Source organism: Pseudomonas sp. S35 (assembly GCF_009866765.1).
Lineage (GTDB): Bacteria > Pseudomonadota > Gammaproteobacteria > Pseudomonadales > Pseudomonadaceae > Aquipseudomonas.
Window position 1 is genome coordinate 3,875,275 of sequence record NZ_CP019431.1, and the last position, 18,006, is coordinate 3,893,280.

Below are 18,006 nucleotides of genomic sequence, written 5' to 3' on the forward strand. Positions count from 1 at the left end.
GTAGCGTCTTGGGGTTAGTTAATTCATTCACCGAGGTAGGCACTGCGCACCTCGGGGTCATCCAGCAAATCCTTGGAAGCGCCGGTGAGGCTGATGCGCCCGGTGTCCATCACGTAGGCCCGGTCAGTCACTTGCAACGCCAGCCGTGCGTTTTGCTCCACCAGCAACAGGGTCATGCCCTGGCGGCACACGTCGTCGATCACTTGGAAAATCTTCTCGACCATAATCGGCGCCAGGCCCATGGACGGCTCATCAAGGATCAGCAAGCGCGGGCGCGACAGCAGCGCGCGGGCCAGGGCGAGCATCTGTTGTTCGCCGCCCGAGAGCAGGCCGGCGGACTGTTGCAGGCGCTCTTGCAGGCGGGGGAAGTGCTCGAACAGCTGGCGCATTTCACGTTGCACCTGCGCGTTATCGCGGCGCAGAAAGGCGCCGGCCTGGAGGTTTTCCAGCACACTCATGCGCGCAAAAATGCCGCGCCCTTCCGGCACCATGACAATGCCCTGGCGCAGCAATTGGTCCGGTGCCTGGCCGCGGACCGAGCGCCCGGCAAAACGGATCTCGCCGCCAGCCACCGGGAGCAGGCCGGTCAAGGCCTTGAGGCTCGATGTCTTGCCGGCGCCGTTGGCCCCGATCAGGGTGACGCGCTCGCCTTCAGCGATATGCAGGTCCAGGGATTTGACGGCCTCGATGGCGCCGTAGCGCACCTGCAAACCGTCGATCTGCAACAGAGGTTCAGACATGGGCACTGGCTCCCAGGTAGGCCTGGATCACGGCCGGATGCTCGCGCACCTGCGAAGGTGGCCCCACGGCAATCACCTGGCCGTAATCAAGCACGCTGATGCGGTCGCACACGCCCATCACCAGTTTGACGTCATGCTCGATCAACAACAGCGTGTGGCCGTCGTCACGGATTTTTTCCAGCAGGCTGCGCAGTTGCACTTTCTCACTGGCGTTCATGCCGGCCGCCGGCTCGTCCAGGGCCAACAGACGCGGCTCGGTGGCCAAGGCACGGGCGATTTCCAGGCGGCGTTGGTGGCCGTAACTCAGGCTGTCGGCCCGGTAGCTGGCAAAGCCGGCCAGGCCCACATACGCCAGCAGGCGATGGGCGTGGGCGCGGGTTTGCGCTTCTTCCTCACGGGCCCGGCGATGTTGGCTCAAGGCCGCCCACAGGCCATTGCGGGTACGCACGTGGCGCCCGACCATGACGTTTTCCAGGGCACTCATGGCGTTGAACAGGCGGATATTCTGGAACGTGCGGGCGATGCCGGCTTGGGCGACCTGGTGCACGCTGGTGGGTTGGTACTCGCAGCCACCGAGCTGAAAGCGCCCGGAGTCTGGCGTATAGAGGCCGGTCATCACATTGAAGAAGGTGGTCTTGCCTGCGCCATTCGGGCCGATCAGCCCGTAGATCTCGCCGGGCTGAATGCTCAGGCTTACGTCGGTCAGCGCAGCCACGCCACCGAAACGCTTGTTGACGTTGTCGATCTGCAACAGCGGTGCGTTCATCGTGCCACTCCTTTGGGCCACAACCCGGCGGGCCGGTACAGCATCGCCAGGATCAATGCCAAGCCGTAGAACAGTTGGCGGATGACTTCCGGGTCCACCAGCACCTGGCCGAACAGCGCCTGCTGCAACGGCCCCATGCTCGCGCGCAAGGCTTCGGGCAAGGCCGCCAGCAGCACGCAACCGAGAATCACGCCGGGGATATGGCCCATGCCGCCCAGCACGACCATCGCCAGCACCGCGATGGACTCGTTGAGGGTGAAAGACTCCGGCGACACAAACCCCTGGAACGAGGCAAACAACGCCCCGCTCACCCCGCCGAACGCTGCACCAATGGCAAACGCCAGCAACTTGAGGCGCACGGTATTCACGCCCATGGCCTGGGCGGCTTGTTCGTCCTCACGAATCGCCACCCAGGCGCGGCCGATACGCGAACGTTCCAGGCGGATGCAGGCCAACAGGATCAGCACCACCACCGCGGCGAACAGGTAGTAATAGAGGTACACCGAAGGCAGGCGCAGGCCGAACAGCTCTTGGGTGCGGCCCAGGTTCAGGCCAAACAGGCTGACCGGGTCGACCTGTGAAATGCCTTTGGGGCCGTTGGTGATGTTCACCGGCCGGTCGAGGTTGCGCAGCAGGATACGAATGATCTCGCCAAACCCCAGGGTGACGATGGCCAGGTAATCACCGCGCAGGCGCAAGGTCGGGGCCCCCAATACCACGCCGCACCCCGCCGCCAGCAAGGCGCCCAACGGCAGGATCAGCCAGATCGAGGTGTGAATGCCCGCCGGCAACAGCGCCAGCAGCGCCGGGAACTGTTGCAGCAGATGAGGCGATGACAGCAACGCCGCCAGGTAGGCACCCACCGCGTAGAACGCGATAAAGCCCATGTCCAGCAGCCCGGCATACCCGACCACGATGTTCAGCCCGAGGGCGAGCATGATGTACAACAGGGCAAAATCGAGGGTGCGCACCCAGGTGTTGCCGCCGGCATGCCCGACGATCCACGGCGCCAGCACCAGCGCCACGGCAAACAGCAACAACCCCAGGCTGGCGCGTTCATTGGACGTCAGTGACTTGATCATGCGCGGGTCGCCAGACGTTCGCCCAACAGCCCGGAAGGACGGAACACCAGCACCGCAATCAGCACGATAAAGGCGAATACATCCTGGTAGTTGCTGCCGAACACGCCGTGGGTGGCCGCGCCCAGGTAGCCGGTGCCCAGGGCTTCGATCAGCCCCAGCAACAGGCCGCCGAGCATGGCGCCCTTGAGGTTGCCGATGCCGCCCAGCACCGCTGCGGTGAAGGCTTTGATGCCTGGCAAAAAGCCCATGTAGAAATGCGCGCTGCCGTAGTTGCTGGCCATCATGATCCCGGCCAACGCCGCCAGGGCGCCGCCGATGGCAAAGGTGATGACGATGATGCGGTTGGGGTTGATCCCCATCAGGCTGGCGACCTGAGGGTTTTCTGCCACGGCGCGCATGGCACGACCAAAGCGGGTGCGCTCCACCAGCACCAGCAACGCGACCATCACCGACAGCGCGATGGCAATCGTGGTGAGTGCGGTGACGTGGGTGATTGCCGGGTGCTCGGAGGCACCGGCCAGCACTTCAATGGGCTCAAGCGGCAGCAACTGCGGGAACATTTGCGGGTTGCGGGTCCACACCAGCATGGCGATGGTTTGCAGCAGCAAGGACACACCAATACCGCTGATCAACGGCGCCAGGCGCGGGGCGTGGCGCAAGCGCCGATAGGCCACGCGCTCGATCACCACCGCCAACACCGCACAAAACGCCATCGCCACCAGCGTGGCGCACAGCAACACCAACACCGGCGGCAAGGCCGGCCACGTCGCCTGCACCAGGCGAATCACCGACAAACCCACCAGCGCGCCGATCATCAGCACATCGCCGTGGGCAAAGTTGATGATGCGCAAAATGCCGTAGACCATGGTGTAACCCAGGGCGACCAGCGCGTAGAGACTGCCCGTCATCAAACCGTTGAGCAGTTGTTGGATAAACCCATCCATGAAAACCATCGACCTCAGTGCGTACAGGGGCGGCACACTAAGCATCTATTCTATTTTTATCAAATATCAGAAAGTAATATGGTTATACCAAACCAATAACACGGCATTTATGCCCCAAACACGGCATTTATGGCTCTTTATTTGCCATGCAACTTGGTATTTAATTCAACACATGAATAAATCAGAACAATTAGCCAATGACCCTCCCCTGCGCGCCGTGCGCACCTTCGAAGCCTTTGCGCGCCATGGCGGGGTCAATGCCGCCGCGCGGGAGTTGGACGTGTCCGCCTCGGCCATCAGCCATCAACTGCACTTGCTGGAAGATTTCCTGCAGCAGCCGCTGACCCTGCGCCAGGGCCGCAACCTGGTGCTGACCGATGAAGGCCGCGAGTACTACCGCGCTATCCGCTCGGCTTTCGCCGTGCTGCGCAGCGCCACCGAACACGTGCGCGAGAAAAGCGCCACGCGCCAGGTCACCATCAGCCTGATTCCCTTGTTCGGCATCAATCTGTTTATCCCGCGCCTGGCGACGTTTCTGAAAGATCACCCGGCGCTGGACATCAACGTGACCTACGCCAACCACCGCAGCTACCCCAGCGACGCGGCCGACCTGTCGATTCGCTTCGGCACCGGGCACTGGCCGGGTTATCACAGCGAACCGCTGATCTGCGGTGCAGTAACGCCTTATTGCAGCCGCGCATTCCTGGCACAACACGGCCCCATCGACACCCCCGAGGCCCTGAGCCAACTGCCACTGCTGCACGACGAAGAACGCGGCACCTGGGGCCAATGGTTCGAGGCCGCCGAGGTCGACGCCACCGCCTTGAATGGTTTGCTGCTGGAAGATGGCCAACTGGCGCTCACTGCCACCCTCACCGGCCTCGGCTGCGCACTGTTGCGCGAACCGCTGGTGGCCCCCCATGTGGCCAGTGGTGAGTTGGTGAAGTTGTTCGATCTGCAGGTCAATGATGGCCGCCAGTACTACCTGTGCCGGCGCGCCAACAGTGAATTGTCGAGCGAAGGCAATGACTTGTACGACTGGATCAAGCGCAGCCTGATTGCGGGGTAATGCTGTTCCATACGTCACCCGGCTGGTATTGTGCCGCGCTTTGAAAAATGCCACCGACCTGCGAGGAAATGCACGTTGAACACTGACGAAAAAATGACCGGGGACCTGTTCGAGGTCGATAAGCGCCTGTCACTCAAGCCCGTGGTGGACTTCAACGCCTACCTGCGCAGCGCGTTCGGCGAGGGTGCCTGTACCTGCATACGCTGCACTGCCAGCGGTGGTGATGAAACGGGTTACGCGTTCCAGCACACCTTCCACTTTGACGGCAAACCCATCCACCGCCGCTTCGCGTCCACAGCGGGCAGCGATGTATTGATGGCGTTGAAGAAGGCGTGGCTGTCGTACACCAAGGCGGAACTGCCGCTGAGCGGGGCGCTGGCGATGGATACGGTGAAGGAGTTTGTCGAGCCGCAACTGCACAAGCGCTTGGCGCCGCTGTGTTTGGCCAGTGGGCTGGTCAAGGATGTTGAGGGTGAGTTGCAGGTTCAGCCGCAGGCGGCCTGATCCGTAGTGAGCGGGCTTGCCCCGCGCTGGGCTGCGAAGCAGCCCTGATAAAAATCACCGCGTTCTTTCTGAAAGAGCGCGGTGACTGGTTTGGGGCCGCTACGCAGCCCAGCGCGGGGCAAGCCCGCTCACTACAGAAATTCAGCCTCCCGCCTACTTACGCGCCGCCTCCCACGACTTGAGCAGGTCGCTGTAGCCCACGGTCTCACCTTTGGGCTTCTCGTTCGCCAGTTTCGGCTTCGGTGCACCTGACTGGTCGAACCAGTATTGCGCGTCACGCTCGGGGTTCATTTTCGGGCCGCACACCGGTTGCACCTTGGAACGTTCCAGGCGCGTCATGATCGCATCCTGTTCCTTGGCCAGGTTGTCCAGCGCCTGTTGCGGGGTTTTCTCGCCGCTGGCGGCCGAGGCGATGTTGCTCCACCACAGTTGCGCCAGGCGTGGGTAGTCCGGCACGTTGGTACCGGTCGGCGACCATTCGGTCCGTGCCGGGCTGCGGTAGAACTCCACCAAGCCACCCAGTTTCGGGGCCATGTCGGTCATGGCTTGTGAGTTGATGTCGGACTCACGAATTGGCGTCAGCCCGACGATGGTTTTCTTCAGCGAAACGGTTTTAGACGTCACGAACTGCGCGTACAGCCAAGCCGCGAGTTTTTGCTTCTCAGGCGTCGACTTGAGGAAGGTCCAGGAGCCTACGTCCTGATACCCCTTCTTCATGCCCTTTTCCCAGTAAGGCCCGACAGGCGACGGCGCCATGCGCCATTTCGGCGTGCCGTCGGCGTTCACCACCGGCAGGCCTGGCTTGACCATATCGGCGGTGAAGGCGGTGTACCAGAAGATCTGCTGGGCGATGTTGCCTTGGGACGGCACCGGGCCAGACTCGGAGAAGGTCATGCCCGCCGCTTCCGGTGGCGCGTAGGCTTTCATCCAGTCGACGTATTTTTGCGTGGCAAACACAGCGGCAGGGCCGTTGGTATCGCCGCCACGGGTCACGCTGGAGCCCACCGGGTGGCAGTCCTCTACGCGAATCCCCCACTCGTCCACCGGCAAACCGTTGGGCAAGCCTTTGTCGCCACCGCCGGCCATGGAGAACCAGGCATCGGTGAAGCGCCAGCCCAGGGACGGGTCTTTCTTGCCGTAGTCCATGTGGCCATAGACGCGCTTGCCGTCGATTTCCTTGACGTCTTCGCTGAAGAATTTGGCGATGTCTTCATAGGCCGACCAGTTCACCGGTACGCCGAGGTCGTAGCCGTATTTTTCCTTGAACTTGGCTTTCAGCTCCGGACGCTCGAACCAGTCGGCGCGGAACCAGTAGAGGTTGGCAAATTGCTGGTCGGGCAACTGATAGATCTTGCCGTCCGGTGCGGTGGTGAAGGACAGGCCGATAAAGTCCTTGAGGTCCAGAGTCGGCGAGGTGAAGTCCTTGCCCTCGTTGGCCATCAGGTCGGTGATGGATTCGGTCTTGCCGTAGCGAAAGTGCGTACCGATCAAGTCCGAGTCGTTGACCCAGCCGTCATAGATGTTTTTGTCGGACTGCATCTGGGTTTGCAGCTTCTCCACCACGTCGCCTTCTTGCAGCAAGTCGTGGGTCAGCTTGATCCCGGTGATCTCACTGAACGCCTTGGCCAGGACCTTGGATTCGTACTCGTGGGTGGTTAGGGTTTCCGACACCACGTTGATCTTCATCCCACGGAACGGTTGCGACGCCTTGATAAACCACTTCAACTCTTCGAGCTGCTGGGCTTCGGTGAGGGTGGACGGTTTGAACTCGCTGCCGATCCATTTCTTCGCGGCATCTTCATACGCATCGGCCCAGGCCGAAGCGCTCAAACCGCTCAGGGCCAGTACGGCGGCCAATGAAATGCTATGTCGCAGCTTATTGTTCTTATTCAACATAGAGACCTCCTGGTTGTTTATTCATAAGGGCACTAGCCCCAACGCATCACACTCAACAGCCATACCAGGGAGAGCGCGGACGCCACCCAGATGCTCCAGTCGGTAACGCCGATTACCAGCAAATGCAGGTAAGCGCTGCCGAGAAGACCGATAAACAAACGATCACCACGGGTGGTGCTGATCGGTAACAAACCGCGCCGAGGGATACTCGGCGAACGCAGCTCCCAGGTGGTCATGCCCGCCAGGATCAGCGCGATGCCGCCAAAGAACAGTGCTGTGGGGGTGGTCCAGGCCATCCATTCCATCATCGACTCCTCAGACCCGGCCCAGGGCAAAGCCCTTGGCCACGTGGTTGCGAACAAACCAGATCACCAGCATGCCCGGCAGGATGGTCAACACCCCCGCCGCTGCCAGCACGCCCCAATCGATGCCCGACGCCGACACCGTGCGCGTCATCACCGCTGCGATCGGCTTGGCGTTGACCGAGGTCAGGGTGCGCGCCAGCAGCAGTTCGACCCAGGAAAACATAAAGCAGAAAAACGCAGTCACACCGATGCCGGAGCCAATCAACGGGATAAAAATCTTCACGAAAAACTTCGGAAACGAGTAGCCGTCGATGTAGGCGGTTTCGTCGATCTCCTTGGGCACACCAGACATGAAGCCTTCGAGGATCCACACCGCCAGCGGCACGTTGAACAGGCAGTGGGCCAGGGCCACCGCGATATGCGTGTCGAACAAACCGATGGACGAATACAGCTGGAAAAACGGCAGCAAAAACACCGCCGGCGGCGCCATGCGGTTGGTCAGCAACCAGAAGAACAGGTGCTTGTCGCCGAGGAAACGATAGCGCGAGAAGGCATAGGCTGCCGGCAGCGCCACGCTCAGGGAAATCACCGTGTTCAGGCTCACGTAATACAGCGAGTTGAGGTAGCCGGTGTACCAACTCGGGTCGGTGAAGATCACCTTGTAGTTGGCCAGGGTGAAATCCTGGGGAAACAACGTCAGCCCGCCGAGGATTTCAGTATTGCTCTTGAAGGACATGTTCAGCAGCCAGTAGATCGGCACCAGCAGGAACAGGATGTAGATGAGGAGCGGGATCACTTTCTTCATAAACGTAAGACGCTTACTCATGTCGGCGGCCTCAGCGGTTGGCGTCGGAGTGGGTCATGGCGGTGTAGAACAGCCAGGACACCAACAGGATGATCAGGAAGTACACCAGGGAAAACGCCGCAGCCGGGCCCAGGTCGAATTGGCCTACGGCCATCTGGGTCAGGGTCTGACTAAGGAACGTGGTGGCGTTACCCGGCCCGCCGCCCGTCAGGACGAAGGGCTCGGTGTAGATCATGAAGCTGTCCATAAACCGCAGCATCACCGCGATCAGCAGCACGCTCTTCATCTTGGGCAGTTGGATATGTCGGAAAACCGCCCAGGCCGATGCACGATCAATCCGCGCGGCCTGGTAGTACACGTCCGGAATCGCCCGCAACCCCGAATAGCACAGCAGCGCCACCAACGAGGTCCAGTGCCACACGTCCATCACCAGCACGGTGACCCACGCATCCGCGGTGTTGGCCGCGTAGTTGTAGCTGATGCCCATCGCATTGAGGCTGTAACCCAGCAGGCCGATGTCAGCACGGCCGAAGATCTGCCAGATGGTGCCGACCACGTTCCACGGGATCAGCAGTGGAATCGCCAGTACGATCAGCACCAGCGACGACCAGCGCCCCTTGGTGGGCATGGTCAGGGCGATGGCGATGCCCAGGGGAATTTCGATCAACAGCACACACGCCGAGTAGATGAACTGGCGCAGCAGTGAGTCGTGCAGGCGCGGGTCGAGCAACACCTGCTTGTACCAGTCGGCGCCGACGAAGTAGCGGCTGGATTGGTCGAAAATGTCCTGCACCGAATAGTTGACCACGGTCATCATCGGGATCACCGCGCTGAACGCCACCAGCAGGAACACCGGTAGCACCAGCCACCAGGCCTTGTTGTTCTGCACCTTGTTCATGGCAGCACCTCCAGCAGGTAATCGTCGGCGTAGAGCATCAGCCATTGCGCGGGAAAGCTGATGGACGCCGTGCCTTCGGGCACCGGTTTGTCTTCGGCCAGGCGCACTTTCAAGGTGGCGCCGTCGAGGTTGAGGGTGATGATCTTGTAGGTGCCGAGGTCTTCCAGATGTGTGACATCGGCCTGCATCGCGTCAGGATTGTGCTCGTCCCACACATGGATAAATTCCGGGCGGATGCCGACTTGCAGTTTCTTGTAGTCCGTCGCCGCAATGCGTTGCTGCAACGCCTCGGGCAATGGCAAGTGGGTGCCGGCAAAGCGCACCCCGCCCGACTCGGCCTGCACTTCGATCAGATTCATCCCAGGGCTGCCGATGAAATAGCCTACAAAGGTGTGGCTCGGCCGCTCGAACAGCTCCCGTGGCGTGCCGAACTGCACGATCTGCCCGCCGTACATCACCGCGATCTTGTCGGCGAAGGTGGACGCCTCCAACTGGTCGTGGGTGACGTAGACCATGGTGATGTTGAACTGCTCGTGGATCTGCTTGAGCTTGCGCCGCAGTTTCCACTTGAGATGCGGGTCGATCACCGTCAGCGGTTCATCAAAGAGGATTGCCGACACGTCGTCACGCACCAGGCCCCGGCCCATGGAGACTTTCTGTTTTTCATCGGCGGTGAGGTTGCGGGCTTTCTTGCTTAGCAAGTTCTGCAGGTCGAGGACTTCGGCGATTTCCTGCACCTTGCTGTGAATTTTCGCCTCGGCCATGCCTTGGTTGCGCAGCGGGAAGGCCAAGTTGTCGAACACGCTCATGGTGTCGTACACCACCGGGAACTGGAACACCTGGGCGATGTTGCGCTTCTCCGGCGTGAGGTCGTTGACCACTTTAGTATCAAACAATACCTGGCCTTCGGACGGGCTGAGCAAGCCGGAGATGATATTGAGCAAGGTCGACTTGCCGCAGCCCGACGGGCCAAGCAAGGCGTAGGCGCCACCCTGTTCCCAGACGTGGTTCATTTCCCGAATCGCGTAGTCTTCCGGCCCGGTCGGTGTAGGGTTATAGCTGTGCGCCAGGTTCTGCAAATGGATCTCGGCCATCAGGCAACCCTCGCGACACGGCGCCCGGGGGCCTGGACCAAACGGCCCTGGCCATCGAACACAAACAGTTTATGGGTGGGGATGTAAACGCGGATCGGCGCGTCGACGTCGTACTCGTGCACCCCTGGCAAATGCAGCACCAACAGGAAGTGTTCGCTGCGCACATGCAGGAAGGTTTCCGAGCCGCTGATCTCGGCGACTTCCACCGTGACTGCCAGCTCCAGGTCGTCATCGTTGCTCGGCACCAGGCTGATATGGCTGGGGCGTACGCCAAAGCGGAATTCGCCTTCACCGATTGGACGCAGGTCAACATTGAGTGGGAAATGTACGAAGTTGGCGAAGCTCACTTCGTTGCCGCTGATACGCCCCGGCATCAGGTTGATCGGCGGCTCGGAAAACAGTTCGGCAGCGAGCACGGTTTGCGGTTGGTGGTAGACCTCGGCGGCCTTGCCACTCTGGATCACCCGGCCTTCGTGGAGGATGGTGGTGGTGCCGCCGAGGGCCAGGGCTTCATTGGGCTCGGTGGTGGCGTAGATGGCAATGGTGTGGCGCGCCTGGAACAACTCGCGCATTTCCTGACGCAGTTCTTCGCGCAGTTTGTAGTCCAGGTTTACCAGCGGCTCGTCGAAGAGGATCAGTTCGGCGTCCTTGACCAGCGCGCGGGCCATGGCCGTGCGTTGCTGCTGGCCGCCGGACAGTTCCAGCGGGTGGCGTTGGAGAAACTTTTCGATGCGCAGCATGCGCGCGGTTTCCAGCACTTTGCTCTGGATCACCTCGTTGGACACACCGGCCTGGCGCAACGGCGAGGCGATGTTCTCGAACACGGTCATGGTCGGGTAGTTGATGAACTGCTGATACACCATCGACACGTTGCGCAGCCGCACCGGCTTGTGGGTGACGTCGACGCCGTTCATCAGGATGCGGCCGCTGTCGGGCTTGTCCAGGCCGGCCATCAGGCGCATCAAGCTGGTCTTTCCGGAGAGGGTTCGACCGAGCAACACGTTGAAGGAGCCGGGCTCGAAACGCAGGGTGGCGTCGTCGATCCAGGTCTGGCCTTCGACGACGCGGGAGACATGTTCCAGGGTCAATGACATGACACGACCTTTTTTATTATTGGAATGAATCTGGCCAGTCGTCAGAGCGAGTTTCGTGCCAAAAGTGGCAGGTGCTTGATCCACAAGGAAATGGGACATATGGGATGTTCGGGAATGAACAATCGGGCTGAACAACTGAACACTCAGGGGGTTGACAATGAACAGTTCTGAACAACACTAATGGGGCCCCGCGCCTGCGGGGCCCCATAAAAACAATAAAAACAGAAGGTCGCCCGATGGCCGAACCCTTGGCGCACGACACCATCATCCAGGACTCCTGGCGCCGTTGCCGCGCCTTTGGCCTGGACCATCAGAGCACGCCCAGCTTCGACCAGTTGCCGGCCGAGGGCATCAGCCAACTGCTGGAAAGCCAGCATTCATTGGTGCAGACCACCCACCAGGAAGTGCTGCCCTACTACGAGAACATCCTCAGCAATTCCAACTGCCTGATCATGCTGGCCGACAACCAGGGCCAAGTGCTGACCTCGTGGGGTACCCAACGCTTTATCGAGCCCAAACTGGCCCGGGGGTTCAACGCTGGCGCCAGTTGGAAAGAACGCTGCAGCGGCACCAACGCCATCGGCACCGCGCTGGCCTGTGCCCAGGCGGTGCATATTGAACATGACGAACACTTCCTCAAGGCCAACCGCTTCATGACCGGTTCGGCCGCGCCGATCTTCGATGCCCAGCGCGAGATCATTGCGGTACTGGACGTGTCCAGCGACAGCTACCTGCCGCCCTCCCACACCTTGGGCATGGTCAAGATGATGAGCCAGACCGTCGAAAACCGGCTGATCCTCAACCTGTTTCGCGGCGAGCATTTCCAACTGACCTTCAACACCGGCTTGAGCAACCTCGACAGCCAGTGGGCGGGCCTGCTGATCTTTGATGAAAGCGGCCAGGTGCTCTCGGCCAACCGTCGCGCCGACAACCTGCTAGGCATCAGTTTGTCGCGGGTGATGATCGACAGCCTGTTCAAGGTGTCGCTGCTGGAGCTGCTCAACCAGCCGCAGGGCTTGCCTTTTTCGTTGCAGGCGGCGGGCCGCAATCGGTTCCAGTGCTTGCTCAAACGGCCACATATGATGCCCGTGCAGGCTCGCGTGTTCAGTGAGCCCGCAGTACCAAAGCCCGCTGCGGTCGGCCTCAAGACCCTGCATTTCGGCGATATGCGTGTGGAAAAAGCCGTACGCCAGGCCGAACGCCTGCTGGAAAAAGACATCCCGCTGTTGATCCACGGCGAAACCGGTGTGGGCAAAGAGGTGTTCGTCAAAGCCCTGCACCAGGCCAGCTCCCGCAGCCAGAAGGCGTTTATCGCGGTGAACTGTGCGGCGATTCCTGCTGAGCTGGTGGAATCGGAACTGTTCGGCTACGAAAAAGGTGCGTTCACCGGCGCCAATCAAAAAGGCAGCATTGGCCTGATCCGCAAGGCCGACAAGGGCACGCTGTTTCTTGATGAGATCGGCGATATGCCGCTGCCCACCCAGGCGCGCTTACTGCGCGTGCTGCAGGAGCGTTGCGTGCAACCGGTGGGCAGCAGCGAGTTGTTCCCCGTGGATTTGCGCATCATCTCGGCGACCAACCGCGCACTGCGCGAACTGGTGCAGGCCGGGCGCTTTCGCGAAGATTTGTACTACCGCATCGGTGGCCTGACCCTGGAGCTGCCGCCCTTGCGCGAGCGAACCGACAAACAGGCGCTGTTCCAACAACTGTGGCAGCAGCACCGCGAGCCGACCCAATGGGCAGGCTTGAGCGCCGAGGTGCTGGCGCTGTTCGGACAGCACCCGTGGCCGGGGAATTTGCGCCAGGTGAGCAGCGTATTGCAGGTGGCGTTGGCAATGGCCGAGGAGCAGCCGATACGCCCGGAGCATCTGCCGGATGATTTTTTTGTGGACCTGAACGTGGCAGCGCCGCTGCCGACCAGTGATTACCTGGACGACAGCATTGATCTGAACCAGCGTTTGAAGGCCGTCGGTGGGAATATTTCCCACCTGGCGCGGGAGCTGGGGGTGAGCCGCAACACCTTGTACAAACGCCTGCGCCAGCATTAACGCGGCTTGACCACCACCAGCAAGTCGGTGAAGTACTCCACCTGGATGGGCAGGTTATCCGCCAAGGTCGACAAGGCCGCTGCCGTGTCGTCCAGCTTGAATACGCCGGACACGCGCAGGTCGCGCAACGCCTGTGGGTCGAAGCGCACCATGCCGTGGCGATAGCTGGCCAGGGTTTGCAGCACGTCACTCAGCGGCTGGTCGTTGACTTTGAGCAGGCCACGGGTCCAGGCGTCTGGGTCGGCATTGCCGATGGCTTGCGCAGGCGTGGCACGCCCGTGGTCGAGGACGGAACGCTGGCCGGCGGTGACCTTGACGCCCTCCTCTGCCTCACCTTTAACCGCTACGGTGGACTCGATCACGGTCACGACTGTCATGCCGTCCGGCGCACGCTTGACCAGGTAACGCGTACCCAGGGCGGTCGCCGTGCCTTGGTCGGTGCGCACCACGAACGGCCGCTGCGCATCTTTGGCCACGTCGACCCACAGTTCGCCTTGCAGCAGTTCGATCACCCGCTGGTGGCCGTCGAATTTCACGTCCACCGCCGAGTTGCTGTTGAGCTGCAACTGGCTGCCATCTTCGAGAGCGATCTGGCGGCGTTCGCCAACGCCGGTGCGCTGGTCGGCCATCCACACCGGCAGGTGTTCCAGGCTCAGCCAACCGCACAGCACGACGCCAAGCACACCGAGCGCCTGTGCGCTGCGTGCCCGTTGCGGGGCAAATGCGCGGTTCAGGGCGCGCCGCGCCGGTTGCGCGGGCACGCTGTCAAGGCTGCCCCACAACGCGCGCATGCGTTCGATGGCCACGGCATGGCGTGGGTCGGCCTCGCACCAAGTGTTGAAGGCCTGACGGTCGGCGTCTGTGACGTCTTCGTCGTGCAGGCGTGTCAGCCAATTCGCTGCTTGCTGGATGATCTGTTCGGCGTTCATGACAATGGGTCAGCCGCGTGCAGGCTGTGATAGCAATGCACCAAGGCGCTGGAGATGTAGTTTTTTACGCTGCTGGGGGACACTTCCAGGCGAGCGGCGATTTCGCTATAGGTCAGCCCGTCGAGGCGGCTCAACAGGAACGCCTCGCGGGCCTTGGTCGGTAAACCGGCGAGCATTTCGGCGATGCGTTCCAGCGCCTGCAGGGCTACGTGGATCGCCGCCGGGTCGGGCATGCCGGCGTCCTCGCACTGGATGACCAGTGCTTCCATGTAGGCTTTTTCGATACGGCGACGACGGGCACCGTCGATCAGCAGGCGCCCCGCCGTGGTGGCCAGAAAGGCCCGGGGTTCCTTGATCGCTTGCGGCTCGGCCAGCATCAGCACACGGATAAACGCATCGTGGGCGAGATCGGCGGCATGCTGGGAGCAACCGAGTTTTCTGCGCAGCCAGCCATGCAACCAGCCGTGGTGCTCGCGGTACATCGCCGTAAGGGTCTGCTGACGCGCTGAGTCGCCCAGCGCGGCCGGAATGTCATGCATGCGCAAAAACTTCTCAAATGGGAAATATTACCAATTGCGCGAACAATGCCAGTAAAACGATATTGGGGCAAGGGGCTCACATTCTCTAAAAGCCCCTTCCCACGTGTGTGCCCGGTTAGCGCCAGCTCCATGAAACTCCGGTGTAGATGCCTCGACCGTCTGCCGGTGTAGAGCGAGCAACATCCAAGCCTTTGTCGTCATAGCCCGGTGTGACTGTATTGGCATAGCGGCGGTTGGTGAGGTTGCGCAGGTCAACCCAGGCTTGCCAATCCTGCTTGGGTGCGTCGTAGCCGAACGTTGCGCCAACAATCGTATAGGCCGCGGCGTAGTAGGAGTTGGCGTAGTCCACCGCCACTTTTGATGAATGCTCTGTGTTGAGGCTGCTGTAGAAACCGGTCGGGTGGCTGTAGCGCAGTTGTGCCTGGTAGTAGTGCTTGGGGATGCCCGGCAAGGTGTTGCCACCAAAGCGGTCGTCGTCACGGTAATGGAAATCGCTGAAGGTGTAGGCCTGACGCAGGTCGAGCTTGCCGCTACGGCCGCCTTCCCACATCGGGCTGAGCAGGCCCAGTTCCACGCCTTGATGTACGGTGGGGCTGGCGTTGGATTCGGCGACGATGGCATCGCTGGTTGAGGTCTGGGCCTGGGTTTCCACGGTCAGCAGTTCGTGGCGCACTTCGGAGCGGTACAGCGCCAGGTCCCACTGGCCGAGCCATGTTTCACCGCGACCGCCGACTTCCAGGGTGGTGGCGGTCTGGTTTTTCAGGCTGACGCCTTCCCGCGCCATACCTTTGGCCGGGCCGCTCGTGAAGTACTTGTTGGACCCCCAGATCATCGACCATGCATGCGGCGGCTCGACCGAGCGGCTGATGTTGCCATACACCTGCAACTGCGGGTTGAAGTCATAACGCAGGCCGATGCGCGGTGCGTAGTCCCAATCGTGCTGGCTCAGCGGTGCCTGGCCTTCTGGATAGGTGACCTGGGTTTCACGACGGGTATAGATCGCGGCCAGGCCGGTGGTCAACCACAGGTCCGGCACCAGTTCCAGGTCGTTACCGATGTGCAGCACGGTGTCGGAGCCCAGGTAGCTGTAGTCGCGGGTCTTGGTGCCGGGGGCGTAGTATTTTGCGGGATCAGCGGAAGGCACGCGCACATACTCGGCGCCGCCGTTGTTGGGCATCGCCTGGGTGGTGCGCAGGCCGATGGTGGTTTTGCTGTCGTGGCCGAACAACGTGTCTTGGCGGATGTACTTGAGGGTGCTGCTGACGTCGGTGTAGGCAACCTTCAGACGGATACTGCCTTCGCGCAGGTCCATTGGGTAATCGTGATACGCCAGGCCGACTTCGAGACGGGAGTTGTCGTCCAGTTGCAGGGTGGTCTTGTTGGCGATCCAGGTAGAACCCGGTTGCAGGCGCTTGGAATCCCGGGCGGCGTTGAGGCTGTTGGCGGCGCGCGGGTCGTGGCTGATTTGGTCGCGGGTGAGTTTGCCGGGGGTGTCGTTGGTGGTTTCGCGATAACGGAAATAGAAGCGGGTTTCCAGGTTAGGGTTGAAGCGGTAGCCGAAGTTGGCGGCCACGCCCTTGCCCGTCGCGGCGCTCTGGCGCTGGTAGCCGTCGGACTCCGAGTCGGTGAGGCTGATGTAGTAGTCGGCATCGCCCAATACCTGGCCAGAACTGATCTCGCGCTGGGCATAGCCGCGACTGCCCGCCTCATAGCGCACTTGCAACTTGGGCGCATCGTAGCCCGTTCGCGTGACGTAGTTGACCGCGCCGCCCAGGGCCAAGGCGCCCTGATCAAAACCGTTGGCGCCGCGCAACACCTCGACCCGGCTTTGCCACAACGGATCCTTGAGCTCATAAGGTGTGCCGCCCGGGCCGGTCAGCGGCAGGCCGTCGAACATTTCATAAAGCCCGGAAGCATGGGAGCCGGGGCTGCGGTTCAGGCCCGAACCGCGAATGGACAGCTTCACCCCTTCGTTGTTCGCCGCCTTGGCATAGACCCCAGGCTGGTACTTGAACACGTCCTCGTTGGTGCTCACCCGCCCCTGCTGCACGCTGCTCATGTCGATGTAATTGGTGGCGCCGGGCACGCTCTTGAGCTGCAACTGGGCCACTTCGCCGGCGCTGGCCTCAGCGGTGGTGACTTCGACCGGCGCCAGTTGCAGGTCTTCGGCGTGCACCAGCGAGCTTAAGGTCAGGGCGGCAAACAGGAACGGCGGTTGGCGCAGCAGCATGGGCAAGTCCTTGAAATGCGGGGGCGTAACGGCTGGGGCCATCACGCGAACAGTGATGGGAAGCCAACGATGCTCATCAAGTCACGCCTTATTAACGGACCAGACCCTTCCCACAACAGCTTCAGACGCGCTTTATTTTTTAGTTCAAAATCGAATTAACACATGCAAACTCAGTATTTAAAGAAATAACCAGCAACCATTACTGTAGAGCCACTGAGTCACCTACGAGATCGCCCTCATGCCAGCATCCGCCACCATCCTCGACTTTACCCTCCACCGCAAACGCCGCCAGGCGCGAGCTGCGGCCGAGTTGATGTGGGCGATGTACGCGGCCCGCGCAGGGTTGGCGGTGTTTACCACCCAGGCTACGACGTCCAGCGATACACGCCGGGCGTAGGTCGATGAATTTTTTGCATGTAATTCCCGAACCACCCGCCCCTGCGCCCAAACCCAGCATCGACGACGATGTGATCAGCCTGTGCGTCGCGAATAACCTGCAACGCCTGCGCAACAAGCGCCACTTGTCATTGGACGGGTTGGCGCGTGCCTGCGGCGTGAGCCGGGCGATGCTCGCGCAGATCGAGTCCGGGCGCAGCGTGCCGTCGATCAAGGTGCTGTGCAAGATCGCCAAGGGTCTTAAGGTATCGGTGGCGGCGTTCCTGGAAGATCGCGCGTTCGAGGGGGTCGAGGTGCTGCCGGCACAACAGAGCAAACGCCTGGTGAGCGCCGACGGGGCGTTTAGCAGTCGCGCGTTGTTTCCCTTCGATATGGCACGCCAGTCCGAGTTCTACGAGATCCGCCTGCGCGCCCTTGGCGAAGAGGCGTCCGAAGGCCACGGGCCGGGGGTCCAGGAAAACCTGGTGGTGGCCCAAGGCGTGCTGGAAGTCAGCGTCAATGACAAGCGCTACCTGCTGTCCACCGGTGACTCGATCCTGTTCTACGCCGACCAGCCCCACCGCTATCGCAACCCCGCAGACAGTGAAGCGGTGGCGTTCCTGGTGATGACCTACCCTGAACGGCTGGACTGAATGCAAAACGCCCCGACACGTCGGGGCGTTTTTTA

At 61.4% G+C, this 18,006-nt stretch carries 18 protein-coding genes; 5 read left to right on the forward strand and 13 right to left on the reverse strand.

Features of this window, described 5'->3' with window-relative positions; genetic code table 11:
* Positions 1-23 precede the first annotated feature (23 nt).
* From PspS35_RS17130 to PspS35_RS17145, 4 genes are read right to left on the reverse strand one after another with little or no spacing between them, the layout of a single operon-like run.
* Positions 24-740: an ABC transporter ATP-binding protein gene (locus PspS35_RS17130; protein WP_159935961.1), complete on the reverse strand. Its 717-nt coding sequence runs from the start codon at positions 738-740 to the stop codon at positions 24-26.
* Positions 733-1,506 carry an ABC transporter ATP-binding protein gene (locus tag PspS35_RS17135; protein WP_159935963.1) on the reverse strand — a complete coding sequence of 258 codons (774 nt, stop codon included), beginning with the start codon at positions 1,504-1,506 and terminating at the stop codon, positions 733-735. Before PspS35_RS17135 ends, PspS35_RS17130 begins: the two co-directional genes overlap by 8 nt.
* Positions 1,503-2,588 carry an ABC transporter ATP-binding protein gene (locus tag PspS35_RS17140; RefSeq protein ID WP_159935965.1) on the reverse strand — a complete coding sequence of 362 codons (1,086 nt, stop codon included), beginning with the start codon at positions 2,586-2,588 and terminating at the stop codon, positions 1,503-1,505. The genes PspS35_RS17135 and PspS35_RS17140 overlap by 4 nt, the downstream gene beginning before the upstream one ends.
* A complete protein-coding gene (locus PspS35_RS17145) occupies positions 2,585-3,532 on the reverse strand; it encodes a branched-chain amino acid ABC transporter permease (RefSeq protein WP_159935967.1) in 948 nt (315 codons plus the stop codon). The genes PspS35_RS17140 and PspS35_RS17145 overlap by 4 nt, the downstream gene beginning before the upstream one ends.
* Before the next feature lie 172 nt (positions 3,533-3,704).
* On the opposite strand from PspS35_RS17145, the gene PspS35_RS17150 reads away from it, so the two are divergent.
* Together PspS35_RS17150 and PspS35_RS17155 are read left to right on the forward strand one after the other, a co-directional pair.
* Positions 3,705-4,601 carry a LysR substrate-binding domain-containing protein gene (locus PspS35_RS17150; RefSeq protein WP_159935969.1) on the forward strand — a complete coding sequence of 299 codons (897 nt, stop codon included), beginning with the start codon at positions 3,705-3,707 and terminating at the stop codon, positions 4,599-4,601.
* A gap of 75 nt (positions 4,602-4,676) precedes the next feature.
* A complete protein-coding gene (locus tag PspS35_RS17155) occupies positions 4,677-5,105 on the forward strand; it encodes a hypothetical protein (protein WP_159935971.1) in 429 nt (142 codons plus the stop codon).
* 153 nt (positions 5,106-5,258) lie between these two features.
* Here PspS35_RS17155 and PspS35_RS17160 read toward each other — a convergent pair whose 3' ends face one another.
* From PspS35_RS17160 to PspS35_RS17185, 6 genes are read right to left on the reverse strand one after another with little or no spacing between them, the layout of a single operon-like run.
* Positions 5,259-7,001, reverse strand: coding sequence for an ABC transporter substrate-binding protein (locus PspS35_RS17160; RefSeq protein ID WP_159935973.1), 1,743 nt, complete (start codon positions 6,999-7,001; stop codon positions 5,259-5,261).
* Positions 7,002-7,033: 32 nt separating this feature from the next.
* Positions 7,034-7,306 carry a DUF2160 domain-containing protein gene (locus PspS35_RS17165; protein ID WP_014718862.1) on the reverse strand — a complete coding sequence of 91 codons (273 nt, stop codon included), beginning with the start codon at positions 7,304-7,306 and terminating at the stop codon, positions 7,034-7,036.
* A gap of 10 nt (positions 7,307-7,316) precedes the next feature.
* Positions 7,317-8,132: a carbohydrate ABC transporter permease gene (locus PspS35_RS17170; RefSeq protein ID WP_124527973.1), complete on the reverse strand. Its 816-nt coding sequence runs from the start codon at positions 8,130-8,132 to the stop codon at positions 7,317-7,319.
* A 10-nt stretch (positions 8,133-8,142) separates the two neighbouring features.
* On the reverse strand, positions 8,143-9,009 hold the full coding sequence (locus PspS35_RS17175; protein WP_032889576.1) for a sugar ABC transporter permease: 867 nt from the start codon (positions 9,007-9,009) through the stop codon (positions 8,143-8,145).
* Positions 9,006-10,103 (reverse strand): ABC transporter ATP-binding protein, encoded by a 1,098-nt coding sequence (locus tag PspS35_RS17180; RefSeq protein WP_159935975.1) that lies wholly within the window; start codon positions 10,101-10,103, stop codon positions 9,006-9,008. The genes PspS35_RS17175 and PspS35_RS17180 overlap by 4 nt, the downstream gene beginning before the upstream one ends.
* Positions 10,103-11,197, reverse strand: a complete 1,095-nt coding sequence (locus PspS35_RS17185; protein ID WP_159935977.1) for an ABC transporter ATP-binding protein — start codon at positions 11,195-11,197, stop codon at positions 10,103-10,105. The genes PspS35_RS17180 and PspS35_RS17185 overlap by 1 nt, the downstream gene beginning before the upstream one ends.
* Before the next feature lie 236 nt (positions 11,198-11,433).
* Between PspS35_RS17185 and PspS35_RS17190 the strand changes: the two genes are divergently transcribed.
* Complete coding sequence (locus PspS35_RS17190) at positions 11,434-13,245, forward strand: sigma-54-dependent Fis family transcriptional regulator (protein ID WP_159935978.1); 1,812 nt, start codon at positions 11,434-11,436, stop codon at positions 13,243-13,245.
* On the opposite strand, the gene PspS35_RS17195 is transcribed toward PspS35_RS17190, so the two are convergent.
* The 3 genes from PspS35_RS17195 to PspS35_RS17205 all read right to left on the reverse strand — a co-directional run bounded on the left by PspS35_RS17195 (position 13,242) and on the right by PspS35_RS17205 (position 16,943).
* The gene (locus tag PspS35_RS17195; protein WP_159935980.1) at positions 13,242-14,174 is read right to left on the reverse strand and encodes a FecR family protein; all 933 of its coding nucleotides are present in this window, start codon (positions 14,172-14,174) and stop codon (positions 13,242-13,244) included. The genes PspS35_RS17190 and PspS35_RS17195 overlap by 4 nt on opposite strands.
* Positions 14,171-14,713, reverse strand: a complete 543-nt coding sequence (locus PspS35_RS17200) for a sigma-70 family RNA polymerase sigma factor (protein WP_159935981.1) — start codon at positions 14,711-14,713, stop codon at positions 14,171-14,173. The genes PspS35_RS17195 and PspS35_RS17200 overlap by 4 nt, the downstream gene beginning before the upstream one ends.
* Positions 14,714-14,828: 115 nt before the next feature.
* The gene (locus PspS35_RS17205) at positions 14,829-16,943 is read right to left on the reverse strand and encodes a TonB-dependent receptor (protein WP_159935983.1); all 2,115 of its coding nucleotides are present in this window, start codon (positions 16,941-16,943) and stop codon (positions 14,829-14,831) included.
* 238 nt (positions 16,944-17,181) lie between these two features.
* Between PspS35_RS17205 and PspS35_RS30090 the strand changes: the two genes are divergently transcribed.
* Together PspS35_RS30090 and PspS35_RS17210 are read left to right on the forward strand one after the other, a co-directional pair.
* Positions 17,182-17,340 carry a hypothetical protein gene (locus PspS35_RS30090; RefSeq protein WP_174244824.1) on the forward strand — a complete coding sequence of 53 codons (159 nt, stop codon included), beginning with the start codon at positions 17,182-17,184 and terminating at the stop codon, positions 17,338-17,340.
* A gap of 4 nt (positions 17,341-17,344) precedes the next feature.
* Complete coding sequence (locus PspS35_RS17210; RefSeq protein ID WP_159935984.1) at positions 17,345-17,971, forward strand: XRE family transcriptional regulator; 627 nt, start codon at positions 17,345-17,347, stop codon at positions 17,969-17,971.
* Positions 17,972-18,006: the final 35 nt, after the last annotated feature.

Coding starts and splice junctions, on each gene's coding strand:
- PspS35_RS17130 (WP_159935961.1), bottom strand. CDS start 740: ATGTCTGAACCTCTGTTGCAGATCGACGGTTTGCAGGTGCGCTACGGC.
- PspS35_RS17135 (WP_159935963.1), bottom strand. CDS start 1,506: ATGAACGCACCGCTGTTGCAGATCGACAACGTCAACAAGCGTTTCGGT.
- PspS35_RS17140 (WP_159935965.1), bottom strand. CDS start 2,588: ATGATCAAGTCACTGACGTCCAATGAACGCGCCAGCCTGGGGTTGTTG.
- PspS35_RS17145 (WP_159935967.1), bottom strand. CDS start 3,532: ATGGATGGGTTTATCCAACAACTGCTCAACGGTTTGATGACGGGCAGT.
- PspS35_RS17150 (WP_159935969.1), top strand. CDS start 3,705: ATGAATAAATCAGAACAATTAGCCAATGACCCTCCCCTGCGCGCCGTG.
- PspS35_RS17160 (WP_159935973.1), bottom strand. CDS start 7,001: ATGTTGAATAAGAACAATAAGCTGCGACATAGCATTTCATTGGCCGCC.
- PspS35_RS17165 (WP_014718862.1), bottom strand. CDS start 7,306: ATGGAATGGATGGCCTGGACCACCCCCACAGCACTGTTCTTTGGCGGC.
- PspS35_RS17170 (WP_124527973.1), bottom strand. CDS start 8,132: ATGAGTAAGCGTCTTACGTTTATGAAGAAAGTGATCCCGCTCCTCATC.
- PspS35_RS17175 (WP_032889576.1), bottom strand. CDS start 9,009: ATGAACAAGGTGCAGAACAACAAGGCCTGGTGGCTGGTGCTACCGGTG.
- PspS35_RS17180 (WP_159935975.1), bottom strand. CDS start 10,103: ATGGCCGAGATCCATTTGCAGAACCTGGCGCACAGCTATAACCCTACA.
- PspS35_RS17185 (WP_159935977.1), bottom strand. CDS start 11,197: ATGTCATTGACCCTGGAACATGTCTCCCGCGTCGTCGAAGGCCAGACC.
- PspS35_RS17190 (WP_159935978.1), top strand. CDS start 11,434: ATGGCCGAACCCTTGGCGCACGACACCATCATCCAGGACTCCTGGCGC.
- PspS35_RS17195 (WP_159935980.1), bottom strand. CDS start 14,174: ATGAACGCCGAACAGATCATCCAGCAAGCAGCGAATTGGCTGACACGC.
- PspS35_RS17200 (WP_159935981.1), bottom strand. CDS start 14,713: ATGCATGACATTCCGGCCGCGCTGGGCGACTCAGCGCGTCAGCAGACC.
- PspS35_RS17205 (WP_159935983.1), bottom strand. CDS start 16,943: ATGCTGCTGCGCCAACCGCCGTTCCTGTTTGCCGCCCTGACCTTAAGC.
- PspS35_RS30090 (WP_174244824.1), top strand. CDS start 17,182: ATGCCAGCATCCGCCACCATCCTCGACTTTACCCTCCACCGCAAACGC.
- PspS35_RS17210 (WP_159935984.1), top strand. CDS start 17,345: ATGAATTTTTTGCATGTAATTCCCGAACCACCCGCCCCTGCGCCCAAA.